The following is a 13,295-nucleotide window of genomic DNA, read 5'->3' on the forward strand; positions in this document are numbered from 1 at the left end:
AAAGGTGAAAAGAAAGGTTTTGAACTTTTTAAAAGTGCAGGTTGTGCTACCTGTCATAGTGGACCCATGTTTTCTGATTATAAATTGCATGTGCTTGGTGTTCCAGAAAACCCAAAACTCTCTTATATAGATGTTGGAACAGATAGTACTTTTGCATTTAGAACCCCGAGTTTAAGAAACTTGCGTTTCACAGCCCCTTATATGCATAATGGAAAGTTTAATGATTTGCAGGGAGTTCTTGAGTTTTATGAAGATATTTCAACAGGGCAATCTATAAATCCCAACGTATTGGATAAAGAAATGGATAGTTTAGCGGAAAAAATTACAATAAAAGTTAAGGATATGTCGTTAATTATTTCTTTCTTTAATAGCTTAAATTCAACTAATTTTGATAAAGAAATTCCTTCTTCGGTACCAAGCAAGTTGCCAGTTGGAGGTAACATCCATTAATTATGAAAAAAATAGTATTCCTACCCCTAGTACTCTTTAGTTTTTTAACTATCGCACAAAAAATTACGTTTAAAATTCCTGATGACGCCAAGAGAATTGTATTTCTAGGAAATAGCATCACCTATCAAGGTCATTATATTGCTTACATAGAAGCGTATTACAAATTGAAATACCCAGATCGGGAGTTAGAATTTATAAATGTTGGTTTGCCTAGTGAAACCGTTTCTCAGTTATCAGAAGAAGGGCATGCCGATGGGAAATTTGATAGACCTGAGCTGCAAGAGCGTTTGAAACGTATTTTAAAGAAATCGAACCCAGATTTTATTTTTGCTTGTTACGGTATCAATGATGGGATTTATTTACCATTTGATGAATCGAGATTTGATGCTTTTAAAAAAGGTATGAGTTGGCTGAACAAACGATTGGTGAAAGAAGAGATACCGGTAATTTATATAACTCCTACGATATACGAAAAGGAGGGAGATGAGGCCTATACCAATGTAGTTGATATTTATTCAAATTGGTTGGTGAGTAATATGTATACAAATGACTGGAATGTACTTGATATTCATACACCTCTTTTGGTTAAAGTAGGAATGAACAGATTGAACAATCCTTATTATAAATTTGCTTATGATGGAATACATCCAACTAAAAATTCCCATTGGTTGATGGCCAATCAGATTTTAATTTCTTTAGAGGAATTGGAAAGACTTCAAAATACGCCTAAGGAATGTTTTGATACTTTTAGCAATGGAACACGGATTTTGGATTTAGTAGAACGTAAACAGGTTGTTCAAAAAGATGCTTGGCTTACAGAAACAGGGCATAAAAGACCCAATATGAAAGTAGGTTTGCCAATGTATAAAGCAAATTCTGAAATCAAAGTTATTGATGCAGAAATTGAAATTTTGTTAGATGAATAAAAAAAAGCTATCCATTTGGATAGCTTTTTTTTTAAGATAATTTGATACTACAGTGATAAAAATCTTGAGCAAGCAATAAACTTTCATCTGTATAAGAGTTGTTGATTTCTCTAATTTTTTTATGAATAGCTAATAATTCCTCATCTTTTGAGATAAGAACATTTATCGTTTTCATTACTTTAAAAAATCGAGTAATGTCTTTTTCTGTTGGAATAGACTTACTTTTAACAGCTTCCATGAATTGTTTGAATTCATCATATTTATAGATAGAATATTTTTGAGGATATTTAAATGATAAATAAATAGAGATCATTGCATAATCCCCATGAAAATGATTGGTGAATTCTGGATTTGTTTTAAGGATTTGATTACGCATGGTATTACAGTCATAAATAAAGAATTCGATTCTAGCCTCTAAATCTTTTTCTTCATTCAATAGGTTGGTAAACATACCACGAACCTTTTCTTGATCATAATCTAGCATCACAAACATAGCTTCTTTTGGGAAAAAGTTTTCTCCCTCCCATAAACGTGTAGAAACATTTTTAGAAAAACTATTTTCATACATCTGTTTAAAGTCCTCTGCCTTTAAATCCCAATTGTCTTGAAATTGTTTGATTGCATCCCATTTGAATAAGGATTTATATGCTGAGCTATCTTGTATGTGTGCTTTGTAATCTTGTATTTTGGAATTGATAATATCTAATACCATATATGTGGGCTTCTTTTTAGTAAGGTAAATTTACAATTTAATAAAATTGCACAATAGCGTTGTATTATAATTTTATATTAAAATTAAAATAGGAGCAAAAAAGAAGGCTGTCTTAAAAGACAGCCTTTTAATTTATTATGAAATCGTACTTATTTCAATAACTCAATAATTTGAGTTGCTAATTCACCACCAATTCTATCTTGTGCTTCACCAGTTGCAGCACCGATATGAGGAGTTAATGAAATTTTATTATTCATTAAAACCTGTACGGCAGGCTTAGGTTCAGATTCAAATACATCCAATGCAGCTCCACTTAATTTACCACTTTCTAAAGCAGCAACTAAAGCAACTTCATCAACCACACCACCACGAGCAGCATTTGCAATGAATGCACCATCTTTCATGCTCTCAATTTCTTTAGCACCAATTACATACTCATCTTGAGCAGGTACGTGTAATGTTAAGAAATCAGCTTGTTTCAATACTTCTTCTTTAGAAATAGTATCAACTTTAATATCTATCTTTTGACCGTCAATAAAATCAAGAGAAATAGTTGCAGATTCCATAAATGGATCAAAAGCAACAACTTTCATTCCTAATCTTAAAGCAACAGCAGCAGTAGCTTGACCAATTCTTCCGAATCCTAAAACACCAAGTGTTCTACCTTTTAATTCAACACCACCAGCATATGCTTTTTTCAAACCTTTAAAGTTTGTTTCACCTTCTAAAGGCATGTTTCTATTTGAATCATGTACAAAACGAGCCAATCCAGATAAGTGAGCAAATACTAATTCAGCAACTGAATGAGAAGATGCAGCAGGAGTATTGATTACATGAACACCTTTATCTCTAGCGTATTGTACATCAATATTATCCATTCCAACACCACCACGTCCAATAATTTTGATTGATGGACAAGCATCAATTAATTCTTGACGTACAGTAGTTGCACTACGTACTAAAATTACATCAATTCCTTCTTCGTTGATGTAGTTTTCTAATTGCTCTTGAGCAACTGTTGTTAAAATTACTTCGAAACCAGCAGCTTCTAAAGCAGTAACACCACTTTGAGCTAATCCGTCATTTGCTAATACTTTCATTCTATGATATTTTATAAGTAAAAAATAAAAGTGATGCTTTTAGGCATCACTTTATTAAATGTTATTTGTTCAATTCTTGCATTGCGTTCACCAATACTTGAATACTTTCAATTGGCATTGCATTGTAAATACTTGCTCTGTAACCCCCAACAGATCTGTGTCCATTGATTCCGCTGATTCCAGCAGCTGCAGCCAAAGCATCAAATTTTTCTTTTTGAGACTCATCTGCCAATGTAAAAGTAACGTTCATGTTAGAACGATCTTCTTTAGCAGCAAATCCAACAAAAGCAGGGTTGTTGTCAATTTCGTTGTACAATAAAGCAGCTTTTTCATTGTTGATTTTTTCTATAGCTTCAACACCACCTTTGGCTTTTAACCATTCCAATGTCAACATAGAAACGTATACAGCGAAAACAGGAGGAGTGTTAAACATACTTCCAGCTTTTGCATGTACTTCATAATCCAACATAGATGGAATCGTTCTTCCAGATTTTCCGAAGACAGAATCGTTAACGATAACTAAAGTAGTCCCAGAAGGTCCCATGTTTTTTTGAGCACCAGCGTACACAACATCAAATTGAGAAAAGTCGATTTTTCTAGAGAAAATATCAGAACTCATATCCACTACTTTCAAAACATCTCCACCAGGGAAATCTTTTAATTGCGTTCCGAAAATAGTATTGTTTGATGTAAAGTGAATATAATCTGCATCAGCAGGTACATCATATCCTTTAGGAATATAATTGTATCCTTTATCTTTAGAAGAAGCAACTACAACAGTTTCTCCAAAATTTACAGCTTCTTTGATTGCTTTTTTACTCCAAGCACCTGTGTCTACATAAGCAGCTTTACCACCTTCTTTTAATAAGTTGTAAGGAGCCATTAAGAACTCAGTACTAGCACCTCCTTGTAGGAACAATACAGAATAACCTTTAGGTAATTCTAATAATTCTTTAACCAAAGCTTGTGCCTTGTCCATTACAGCGATGAAATCTTTACTTCTGTGTGAAATTTCAATTAGAGATAAACCTAATCCGTTAAAATCAATAACTGCTTCACTTGCTTTTTTTAATACTTCTTGTGGCAAGATAGATGGTCCTGCACTAAAATTATGTTTCTTCATGATCTTTGATTTCTATAATGATTGTCGTAAAAACGAATCGCAAATTTCGACAATTTTATTTATTTGACAATTTAAAATTTGTAAAATTATCAACTATAATGTTAATAAAAAATTAAGCGTATCTACATTGTCTGCATAATCCCATAATTGAGGGTTTTGTGTTTCACCCAATGGAATAGAATTAAGGTCTTGAATATCACTTGTTACGCACTGTATCTTATCCGAATCTTGCTCTAGTTTATGCTTCAATTCGTCAATGTTTTCGTAATATTCATAGAATAATGAAGAGATGGGAGAGGAGTAGCTTTTATCTTCCTTTAGCATTAGAAACCCATTTTCTCGAATGTCAAAAAGACTCATTAAATAAACGGCTTTGTTGTATTCGTAATTGTTAGCGTACCTTTCGTAATTAACAATGTCTTTATGAGGGAAAGCTGCCTTAAAAATTCTATCCAAATCAAAACCTTTTGGTAAGAATAATTTAGAGATACTTCTACAGCCTAAACCGAAATATTGAAAAACGTCATTCATCATTTTTTCAAGACTTTCTTCAGTTTCTTTTCCTGAAAGAACTGCCGCCGTATTTCTGTTTTTTCTTATAATATGTGGGTGTTTCCCAAAGTAATATTCAAAATAACGAGCAGTATTGTCGCTTCCTGTAGCAATAACTGCATCAAAGTTCTCTAGTTTTTTCTCTGTGAATTCAATTTTTCCTTTGAAATCAGGTTCGATATACTCCAAGTATTTTGCAATCAAGGGGATGAAATTCTTATCATTTGATGATAGTTTCACAAGTACATTATGCCCAGAAATCAATACACATAAAAAATCATGGAATCCAACAAGAGGAATGTTTCCAGCCATAATTATGGCAACAGTCTTTGACGTTGTCTTATTGATCTCATATGCAGAAAGCCATTTTTCAATATTATTGTTAGTCAAAGCTTTGCTCCAGCTTTCTAAGGAAAACAAAACGTTTTCTTGATTGAACCAGCCATTAAACTCTTTTGCTCTAGAGATTTGCATTTTAAAGGCATCAAAAAACAAATCATTGAATAAGATATCTTCCTTCTTTGTAATTCCTTCTGTTGAAAATTGACTTAGGAATAAACCTAGTTTAATAAAAGCCTCTTTTCTTTGATTCAAAACCATTGTAATAGTAATTTAAATAAAGTGCAAAGGTACTTAGTTTGTTTAAAGTAAGATTCTAAAAAGTAAAAAACCTTTAGTGTTAGAAATGAAAAGTCCTTTGCGGGGTATAACAAAGGACTAGGTATTAAGAGTTATTTAAACTGCGGCAAGGGGTAAATACCTTTCAGACTTTAAATTAACTCCAATCTATTTCATAGTTTGGGGTATGAACATACTGATTTACAGTTTGTTTGAACAAATATACATTAATATTTGAATAAAATAACATATGTTCATATATTTGTTTTAATAAAACCTCGTGATATGAACTTCCAAACCAAATATTTAAAAAAGTTAACGAAGACCGCAAGTGTGCTAAAGGTTATAGCTCATCCTGTTCGTTTGCAGATTTTGGAAGCCTTGGGAGATAAAGGAAGTTTGACAGTTTCTAATATCAAAGATGCCATACAAACAGATGTAGAGCAATCTATGTTATCACATCATTTGATAAAGATGAAAGACAATGGAGTTTTGAGCTCCGTCAAAAAAGGAAAATTCAATCATTATAGTTTGGTGGATAAATCTTTGGTATCTCTGTTACCGACAAAATAAACTTAATTTTTACTGTTAGTTTTCTGTTATTTAGAGTCTAAAAAAGTGTCTATGAAAAACACTATATTTAGCATTCATTATAAATAAGGAGAATGAAAGAATTGATTCAGTTTTTAAGTGAGCCTTGGTCTTGGTACTTTTCAGGTTTTATGATATCGGTGGTGATGTTTTTACTTTTATGGTCTGGAGAACGCTTTGGTGTTTCATCAACATTAAAAACCCTATGTAGTATTGGGGGAGCAGGGAAAAAAGTTCCTTTTTTTGCTGGGGGCTATAAAGATCAAATATGGAATTTAGTTTTTGTTGTTGGTGGAGTACTTGGAGGGTATTTAGCTGTAACGTTTTTAGACAGTGGTGCGCCATTGGTTTTGGCTGAAACTACTATTTCAGATTTACAAAAACTAGGAATTCCTTTTGATGGGGAGTTGGCTCCTAAAGCAATATTTAGCTGGGATAATTTTTTAACTTTCAAAGGCTTTTTGATTATGGCTGTTGGTGGTTTTTTGATAGGATTTGGAACGCGTTGGGCTGATGGATGTACTTCTGGTCATGCTATTAGCGGTTTATCTAGTTTAAGATTACCATCGTTAATTGCGGTTGTTGGTTTTTTTATTGGTGGGTTGATCATGACTTTTTTACTATTTCCTTTAATTTTTTAAGCAATGAAGTTTTTTAAATATTTACTTATAGGTGTTTTGTTTGGTGTGGTGATGACTAAGTCCGAAGCTATTTCTTGGTATAGAATTCAGGAAATGTTTCGTTTTCAGAGTTTTCATATGTACGGGATTATAGGAACTGCTGTTTTGTTAGGGATTTTGATGCTTCAAGCAATGCGTCGATTTGATTTTAAATCCATAGAGGGGAATTCTGTGAAAGAAAAAATATTCAATCCGGGGTATAAAAGATATTTGTTTGGTGGAATAGTTTTTGGTCTAGGTTGGGCATTGTCTGGAGCTTGTCCAGGACCTTTGTATGTTTTAGTTGGAGCTCAGTTCTCTGTTTTTCTGGTGGTGATTGCTGCAGCTGTTTTTGGGACGTTTGTCTATGGTGTGGTAAAAGACAAGATACCTCATTAAGTATTGCGTATAAAAAAAGGTGAATCTTTACGATTCACCTTTTTTTTGTGAGTTTTCTATGTTTTTTACGCTAGTATGTTGGTTTTATATTTTTTCCAATATTGCATAATGATAAAAGTGCAAATAACAGAAGAGGCTAGCCCTTCAATTAGAATGGCAAAAATTACTTTTCCTAAAGATAAATTTTTACCCCAAACACTGGAGTTTTCCATAATACCTAAAAGACCGAAATCAATAAAAGTGATATAAAAAATTAAAGAAAATGCAACTGCCAGAACCGCAAAGAATGAGGTTGAAAATCCGATGGATAAATTGGTTAAATAAGTGTTGTTGTGATTTCTGTACAGGTTTTGTTTTATTGCTGAGTTGACGCCCCAGACCACAATAAGAAAATTAAATAACCTTAGTTCTGTAATGTTTTCTAATCCTAAAACTTTCATAAGAAAGAAATAAGCCACGATTCCAAAGAAAATTTTTAATGCGTTGTTGATGATGATTTTTGAAGTATCCATATCTTTTGGTTTGAAGTTTATAATTGCGGTCTTCTTAAAGATACTAAAAATAAAACTTAAATAAAAGTGTTAAAACGCATCTATATAGAGTTTTAGTAATTGGCTGTAGTTTTCAAAAGCTGTAAAAGGCAGTGTTTTGTATTTGTCGTGTATGTCGTGATAAGCTTTTATACCTCCTAAAGTATATATGTAAAAACAGGGAACACCATTGTTGTAGAAAAAACAATGATCACTGTTGCAGGCTGGTCCTCTGGGTTTCACAGCGGGCAATAAAGAATTATTTTTATTGATATGAATCAGTTTGTCAAATTCATTCATAAACTCCGTTGCATTGACTACTTTGATCCCGTCATCTCCAGTACCAGCAAGGTCAAAGTTGAGCATAAATTTTATTTTGTTTAAAGGAGATACTGGGTTGTCTGTATAAAACTTAGATCCTAAAAGTTCTATTTCTTCCCCTCCAAATGCAATGAAAATGATATCGTATTTGGGTTGATTGTTTTTTTGAGAATAGTGTTTTGCTAATTCTAATAATAAGGCAACACCACTTGCATTGTCGTTTGCTCCAGGGAATATAGTTTTCTTTCCCATCATACCAAGGTGATCGTAATGGGCGGAGATAATTATGGTTGAGTCTAATTCTGAATAACCATTAACAGAGCCAATTATATTCTGTGTTTCTTCTTTTTCTAAAAACAGACTTTCACAGTTTGTGTTTACGGTTGTGATGGTTTTTACGTCTGTCGGTTTGTTTACGGTGAAACTAGCTTTGGTGTTTTCCCGTGTACTACCAGTCCATGTAAGTTTTTCGTTCTTGAAAATTATCGTGGCTTTACATTTTATATTGGGAGAATAAATGAGGTAGTTTACGATGTCATTTAGTTTATTTTTATTGTCTTTAGAAATTTCGTTAGATTTTTGGAGGTCTAAGAGTAATACCTTGTTTGCCGAAGAGTCTAGCTTTTTTAGAAGAATTTTTTTCCTAAAAATATCTTCTATGGAAAGATAAGTGGTTTTAAATTCTCCTTGGATAGATGGACTTGAGGGATTGATTAAAAAATCTGTTCCGGGTTTTAGTCTGTTTTTGTTAAGTGTTAAGGATATTTTTCCTGGCTGTGTGTTGACAGAAGTATAGAATGTTTGAAAATAATTATCGTTAAAACCTGATAAATTGTGTTTTTTAAATTCGTTAGCAATATATAAGGCTGCTTTTTTATGTCCGCCTTTAACATAACCACGACCCTTCATTTTTTTTGAACTGAGTTTTTTTACATTTTTTTTAGCGTAAGAAAGCTGACAATAATTACTTTGCGAAATCAGAAAAACAAAAAATAAGCAAGCGATTTTTTTCATGACATTTTATTTCTTTCAAAAATAGAGTTTAAGAATGACTTACAATATGGTTATCTTTGTTTTTATAAACTTGTAAGAATGACACTTTTTAAAAAGATTTTAGAAAAACAAAAAGAGAAAAGTCATAAAGATGCGAAACCTGTAAACTTGGAGGCTCTTGTGAATTCTGGACGTGTTCGTATTTCTAAAGATGAGTTAAAGAAAGTAGAGGATAAGTCGGGTAAAAGATTACATAAAAAATAATTATTTATTGTAGACTACGAGCTTTGTGCTCTCTTCCTTGTTTTCAATGTCTGCAAAATTTTGGATGTATTTTTCTAAATATAAAATACAACGTTTTTCAGGATAAAATAAAACTCTATTGATGTCTCCGGCCCACTCGTTTGCGTAGATAACGGTTTTGTCGTCGACTGTGCGATAATAATCTTTTATATGTTGCGGGAGTTTTTCTTTTAAATCATCATTATTTAGTTCTATGTAATAGTAGTTTAGTTTTGAAGTAAAAAAACTAAAAGATAATAAGTGATCCCAGTATCCAAATAAATTGCTAAAAGGAAGCAGAATTGTAAATGTAATTGCAATGGTTTTTTTGTAGTTGAAATTTTTAAAAAAAGTATCTAGCGTGTTTTTTGTTTGGTAGCTCCAAAAAAGAACTATCACGCTTAAAATGTTTTGAAGGTTCCATGGGACTACGTTGAAGCCGTAACCTAGGTAAAAAAGCATCACTACAATAGTTGCGTGCATTCCAACAATTCCAAGAATTGCTAATTTTCTTGTTTTATTAATAAATAGGCAGATTCCTAAAAGAGCTTCAATATAAGGGACAGCGTAGGTAAAGGCTTGTAAAAGTTGTTTTGGTACAAAAGAGAAATGTTTTAAAAGAGCGCCTAACCATTGTTCGTAGAAAATTGCATTTAATTTATGGATTCCACTCCAAAAATAGGTGGCGAAAAATAATAGAGAAACGGCAAAAACTATTGTTCTTTCTCTTCCTTGAGAAGGAAAAATATTGATAAATAAAACTGTAAGAATGCTTTGGTAAAAATAAGGTTGCAGTCTGTTTTGGTCAACAAAACAGAGGTAGATGTATAGAAATGAGATACTGAGCCCGATAATTTTTTTCGGTTTGAAAATCTGTATAATCATTAAACCAAAAAAGATTCCTGCAAGAATTAAATCAAAAGGGTTGCTTGGTGTGTAGATATTTTCAAACAATGGAATTGTAGGAAAGTCCTTTGTGTTGATCCATAATTCTGGAGCATATATCGCAGTTACCAAAAAACCAAGTATGGCAAGGTTTTGTGTCCACTTTATTTTCTGAGTATCTGAAAGCGTGTTTAAATATTGCATCATAATTAGTAAAAATAACTTTTTTCGATGATATCTAGAGCTTCACAAAAACGTTCTTCGGTTTTTTGTTCTCCATAAGTATCAATCGATATAAGGTAATAGCTTTTGTTTTTGTTTTGTAGGAAAATTTCAATTCTGTTCTTTTGAAAGTTTTCGTTCTCTGCATTGAAATAAAAATAAAATCCAGTTTTGTTTTGAAAGTTTATTTCCTCAGCTTGTATCTTTTGATTTGGGTGCTCTTGTTTCAATGTTTTTAATTTTTCATTGAAAAAAGCAACATCAATATTTTTTTTGTTGAAATAGATTCCCACATCTGTAATTGCTGTTGCTGTAAGCTCTTTTGTTGTGTCTGCAAAATACAATCTTGATTCGTGTTCACTAACAAAAAATTCTCTCTTAAAGTGTTTCGGTAAATTTATTTCAAAGTGACCATTTGGTTCTTTGCAATTTTTAAATTCTTGTGAGATACTTTTTGAATTACAGTTTAAATTTATTTGATCACTCAGTTTGTTTTTAGAGCAGCTAGTGAAGGTAATGGGTATAAAAATAAAATATAATATGTAGTGTTTTTTCATAAATAAATGGCGTATTCTGTTTTCAATTGAGTGCAATTTCGCTACATTTATCAAAATTACTAAAAAAGAGAAGAACATTCTATGAAAGCATTGGTTATATCTGGCGGTGGAAGTAAAGGGGCTTTTGCTGGTGGAGTTGCGGAGTATCTTATCAAACAACAACAGAAATCCTATGATCTTTTTATAGGTACCTCTACTGGTAGTTTGCTTATTTCTCATTTGGCTCTAGGTAAAACAGCGGAGCTGAAAGAATTGTATACCAATGTAACCAATCGTAGTATTTTTGATAACAATCCTTTTTATATAAAAAAAGTTCATGGGGAGAAGGTGATTACTATAAATCATATGCATGTGCTTTGGAATTTCATCAGAAAGAAAAAAACTTTTGGAGAGAGCAATAATTTACGAAGGTTGATTAAAAAAAGTTTAACGGAGGAGTATTATAATGAGCTTCGTGAATATAATAAAGAGGTGGTGGTTACGGTTTCTAATTTAACAGAGAGTGCTATCGAGTATAAATCTGTGTATGATTATTCTTATGATGAGTTTTGTGATTGGATTTGGGCTTCTTGTAATTATGTTCCGTTTATGAGTTTGTTTGAAAAAGACAATTGTCAATACGCTGATGGTGGTTTTGGTTGTTTGGTTCCTATACGAGAGGCTATCAAACGTGGAGCAAAGGAAGTAGATGTGATTATTTTAGATACAGAGGTGAAGTATTATAATAATTTGCCTGATAAAAATCCCTTTTCGTTGATTTCGTCTTTGTTTGAGTTTTTGCTCGGAAATGTAGAGAAGCATAATGTTACCATAGGAAAATTGGCTGCTAAAAATAGAGATGTAAAACTGAATCTTTACTATACACCCACCGTTTTGACTGTGAATTCTTTGATTTTTGATAAGAAAAAAATGGCTTCTTGGTGGAAAGAAGGTTATGCCTATGCTGAGTCAATTTATCATGAACAAATGAATCATATCAAGTTTGATAAGTAGTTTGAAAATCGGTTAAAATTCCTTTTAACAGATAATTATAGGTAAAAATGACCAGGTTGGTTATTTTTGCAGTAAACACCTACGTCTAAATGAAAATAGTAAAAGCCTTAATTATTTTGTTGGTCTTAGTGCCAATGATCTTGCTTGGTCAAAGCAGTTCAAAAAAAACAAGTTTTCTGAATGCTAGTTTGTATGAAAAAGAATTTGAATTGATTCATACAAAGCTGGAAGTTAGTTTTGATATCCCAAAAGAATTGTTGTTCGGTAAAGAGTGGGTTTCTTTAATTCCTTATTTTTATGAGACAGATAAATTGGTAATGGATGCCAAGGGAATGCTAATTGCCAAAGTAGTTTCTGGTGAAAAAGAGTTGAGCTATGTGTATGATGGGGCAAAGTTGTTTGTTGACTTAGGGAGAAAGTATAGCAAGTTGGATACTTTAGATTTATATATAGAATACACGGCAGATCCCTCGAAGGTTAGGCAGCAAGGAAGTAAAGCGATTACAAGTGCGAAAGGTTTGTATTTTATCAATGCGAAAGGTTTGAATGAAGATAAGCCAACTCAAATATGGACTCAGGGAGAAACGGAGGCGAGCAGTTGTTGGTTTCCTACAATTGACAGTCCTAATCAAAAAACAACACAAGAAATTTCCATACGAGTTCCTGATTCCTATGTTACTTTGTCAAACGGTTTGCTTAAAAGTCAAACAAAACATGAGAATAATGAAAGAACTGATTACTGGGTGATGCGTCAAAAACATGCTCCGTATTTGTTTTTTATGGGGATTGGTGAGTTTTCTGTGGTGAAAGACGAATGGAGAGGAAAAGAGGTAAGTTATTATGTTGAAAAAGAACAAGAGCATCTTGCTAGAAAAATTTTTGGGAAGACACCGAAAATGATGGATTTCTTTTCGGAGATTACGGGTGTAGATTATGTTTGGGATAAGTATAGTCAGGTTGTAGTCCGCGATTTTGTAAGTGGTGCAATGGAAAATACCACTGCGGTTTCTCATGCTGACATGGCTTATCAGACAGAGGGAGATTTGATCGATGGAAATTCTTGGGAGCCTATCATTGCACATGAGTTGTTTCATCATTGGTTTGGGGATTTGGTTACAACCGAAAACTGGGCGAATATCAGCTTGAATGAGTCTTTTGCTAATTACAGTGAGTATTTGTGGTTAGAGCACGAGTATGGTTATGATCGGGCTGAGGAGCATAGAATAAAAGCAGTGGATGCTTATAAAAACGGAGGGAATCAGCATAAGAATTTGGTTCGTTTTGATTACGAGAATAAAGAAGATGTTTTTGATTTAGTGAGCTATAATAAAGGGGGGGCTGTATTGCATATGCTTAAAGATTATATAGGAGAAAAGGCTTTT

The 13,295-nt window shown here is 32.7% G+C and carries 15 protein-coding genes and 1 pseudogene; 8 read left to right on the forward strand and 8 right to left on the reverse strand.

The window, feature by feature from the left end; translation table 11 throughout:
• Both P8H68_RS13250 and P8H68_RS13255 read left to right on the forward strand, forming a co-directional pair.
• Nucleotides 1–450: pseudogene (locus P8H68_RS13250) on the forward strand (cytochrome-c peroxidase); the annotation flags it as partial.
• Nucleotides 451–452: 2 nt separating this feature from the next.
• Nucleotides 453–1,376, forward strand: coding sequence for an SGNH/GDSL hydrolase family protein (locus P8H68_RS13255; RefSeq protein ID WP_300326124.1), 924 nt, complete (start codon nucleotides 453–455; stop codon nucleotides 1,374–1,376).
• A gap of 31 nt (nucleotides 1,377–1,407) precedes the next feature.
• On the opposite strand, the gene P8H68_RS13260 is transcribed toward P8H68_RS13255, so the two are convergent.
• From P8H68_RS13260 to P8H68_RS13275, 4 genes are all read right to left on the reverse strand, one after another.
• Nucleotides 1,408–2,088 carry a hypothetical protein gene (locus P8H68_RS13260; RefSeq protein ID WP_300326127.1) on the reverse strand — a complete coding sequence of 227 codons (681 nt, stop codon included), beginning with the start codon at nucleotides 2,086–2,088 and terminating at the stop codon, nucleotides 1,408–1,410.
• 149 nt (nucleotides 2,089–2,237) lie between these two features.
• Entirely contained in the window at nucleotides 2,238–3,188 is a 951-nt protein-coding gene (locus P8H68_RS13265; RefSeq protein ID WP_300326130.1) for a D-2-hydroxyacid dehydrogenase, read from the reverse strand.
• A gap of 61 nt (nucleotides 3,189–3,249) precedes the next feature.
• A complete protein-coding gene (gene serC, locus P8H68_RS13270; RefSeq protein ID WP_300326133.1) occupies nucleotides 3,250–4,311 on the reverse strand; it encodes a 3-phosphoserine/phosphohydroxythreonine transaminase in 1,062 nt (353 codons plus the stop codon).
• A 93-nt stretch (nucleotides 4,312–4,404) separates the two neighbouring features.
• Nucleotides 4,405–5,463, reverse strand: a complete 1,059-nt coding sequence (locus P8H68_RS13275; protein ID WP_300326136.1) for an acyl-CoA reductase — start codon at nucleotides 5,461–5,463, stop codon at nucleotides 4,405–4,407.
• A gap of 303 nt (nucleotides 5,464–5,766) precedes the next feature.
• Between P8H68_RS13275 and P8H68_RS13280 the strand changes: the two genes are divergently transcribed.
• From P8H68_RS13280 to P8H68_RS13290, 3 genes are all read left to right on the forward strand, one after another.
• Nucleotides 5,767–6,054 carry a metalloregulator ArsR/SmtB family transcription factor gene (locus P8H68_RS13280; RefSeq protein WP_300326138.1) on the forward strand — a complete coding sequence of 96 codons (288 nt, stop codon included), beginning with the start codon at nucleotides 5,767–5,769 and terminating at the stop codon, nucleotides 6,052–6,054.
• Between the two features lie 92 nt (nucleotides 6,055–6,146).
• Nucleotides 6,147–6,713, forward strand: coding sequence for a YeeE/YedE thiosulfate transporter family protein (locus P8H68_RS13285; protein ID WP_300326141.1), 567 nt, complete (start codon nucleotides 6,147–6,149; stop codon nucleotides 6,711–6,713).
• Between the two features lie 3 nt (nucleotides 6,714–6,716).
• Entirely contained in the window at nucleotides 6,717–7,130 is a 414-nt protein-coding gene (locus P8H68_RS13290) for a DUF6691 family protein (protein ID WP_300326144.1), read from the forward strand.
• A gap of 65 nt (nucleotides 7,131–7,195) precedes the next feature.
• Here P8H68_RS13290 and P8H68_RS13295 read toward each other — a convergent pair whose 3' ends face one another.
• Together P8H68_RS13295 and P8H68_RS13300 are read right to left on the reverse strand one after the other, a co-directional pair.
• Nucleotides 7,196–7,642, reverse strand: a complete 447-nt coding sequence (locus tag P8H68_RS13295) for a hypothetical protein (protein WP_300326147.1) — start codon at nucleotides 7,640–7,642, stop codon at nucleotides 7,196–7,198.
• A 69-nt stretch (nucleotides 7,643–7,711) separates the two neighbouring features.
• On the reverse strand, nucleotides 7,712–8,890 hold the full coding sequence (locus P8H68_RS13300; RefSeq protein ID WP_300326150.1) for a M28 family peptidase: 1,179 nt from the start codon (nucleotides 8,888–8,890) through the stop codon (nucleotides 7,712–7,714).
• Between the two features lie 183 nt (nucleotides 8,891–9,073).
• Between P8H68_RS13300 and P8H68_RS13305 the strand changes: the two genes are divergently transcribed.
• Nucleotides 9,074–9,238, forward strand: a complete 165-nt coding sequence (locus P8H68_RS13305; protein ID WP_300326153.1) for a hypothetical protein — start codon at nucleotides 9,074–9,076, stop codon at nucleotides 9,236–9,238.
• On the opposite strand, the gene P8H68_RS13310 is transcribed toward P8H68_RS13305, so the two are convergent.
• Both P8H68_RS13310 and P8H68_RS13315 read right to left on the reverse strand, forming a co-directional pair.
• Entirely contained in the window at nucleotides 9,239–10,348 is a 1,110-nt protein-coding gene (locus P8H68_RS13310) for a MauE/DoxX family redox-associated membrane protein (protein ID WP_300326156.1), read from the reverse strand.
• 2 nt (nucleotides 10,349–10,350) lie between these two features.
• A complete protein-coding gene (locus tag P8H68_RS13315; RefSeq protein WP_300326159.1) occupies nucleotides 10,351–10,920 on the reverse strand; it encodes a hypothetical protein in 570 nt (189 codons plus the stop codon).
• An 81-nt stretch (nucleotides 10,921–11,001) separates the two neighbouring features.
• Here P8H68_RS13315 and P8H68_RS13320 point away from each other — a divergent pair, with 81 nt between their 5' ends.
• Nucleotides 11,002–11,913: a patatin-like phospholipase family protein gene (locus P8H68_RS13320; protein ID WP_300326162.1), complete on the forward strand. Its 912-nt coding sequence runs from the start codon at nucleotides 11,002–11,004 to the stop codon at nucleotides 11,911–11,913.
• Between the two features lie 89 nt (nucleotides 11,914–12,002).
• Nucleotides 12,003–13,295: M1 family metallopeptidase (locus tag P8H68_RS13325; RefSeq protein WP_300326165.1), on the forward strand; the 1,293-nt coding region annotated here is incomplete at its 3' end.

Source organism: Flavicella sp., assembly GCF_029238425.1.
In the GTDB taxonomy this organism is placed as follows: Bacteria; Bacteroidota; Bacteroidia; order Flavobacteriales; family Flavobacteriaceae; genus Flavicella.

Excerpts from the sequence above, each read along its gene's own strand:
- P8H68_RS13255 (WP_300326124.1), top strand. The coding sequence starts at position 453 with ATGAAAAAAATAGTATTCCTACCCCTAGTACTCTTTAGTTTTTTAACT.
- P8H68_RS13260 (WP_300326127.1), bottom strand. The coding sequence starts at position 2,088 with ATGGTATTAGATATTATCAATTCCAAAATACAAGATTACAAAGCACAC.
- P8H68_RS13265 (WP_300326130.1), bottom strand. The coding sequence starts at position 3,188 with ATGAAAGTATTAGCAAATGACGGATTAGCTCAAAGTGGTGTTACTGCT.
- serC (WP_300326133.1), bottom strand. The coding sequence starts at position 4,311 with ATGAAGAAACATAATTTTAGTGCAGGACCATCTATCTTGCCACAAGAA.
- P8H68_RS13275 (WP_300326136.1), bottom strand. The coding sequence starts at position 5,463 with ATGGTTTTGAATCAAAGAAAAGAGGCTTTTATTAAACTAGGTTTATTC.
- P8H68_RS13280 (WP_300326138.1), top strand. The coding sequence starts at position 5,767 with ATGAACTTCCAAACCAAATATTTAAAAAAGTTAACGAAGACCGCAAGT.
- P8H68_RS13285 (WP_300326141.1), top strand. The coding sequence starts at position 6,147 with ATGAAAGAATTGATTCAGTTTTTAAGTGAGCCTTGGTCTTGGTACTTT.
- P8H68_RS13290 (WP_300326144.1), top strand. The coding sequence starts at position 6,717 with ATGAAGTTTTTTAAATATTTACTTATAGGTGTTTTGTTTGGTGTGGTG.
- P8H68_RS13295 (WP_300326147.1), bottom strand. The coding sequence starts at position 7,642 with ATGGATACTTCAAAAATCATCATCAACAACGCATTAAAAATTTTCTTT.
- P8H68_RS13300 (WP_300326150.1), bottom strand. The coding sequence starts at position 8,890 with ATGAAGGGTCGTGGTTATGTTAAAGGCGGACATAAAAAAGCAGCCTTA.
- P8H68_RS13305 (WP_300326153.1), top strand. The coding sequence starts at position 9,074 with ATGACACTTTTTAAAAAGATTTTAGAAAAACAAAAAGAGAAAAGTCAT.
- P8H68_RS13310 (WP_300326156.1), bottom strand. The coding sequence starts at position 10,348 with ATGATGCAATATTTAAACACGCTTTCAGATACTCAGAAAATAAAGTGG.
- P8H68_RS13315 (WP_300326159.1), bottom strand. The coding sequence starts at position 10,920 with ATGAAAAAACACTACATATTATATTTTATTTTTATACCCATTACCTTC.
- P8H68_RS13320 (WP_300326162.1), top strand. The coding sequence starts at position 11,002 with ATGAAAGCATTGGTTATATCTGGCGGTGGAAGTAAAGGGGCTTTTGCT.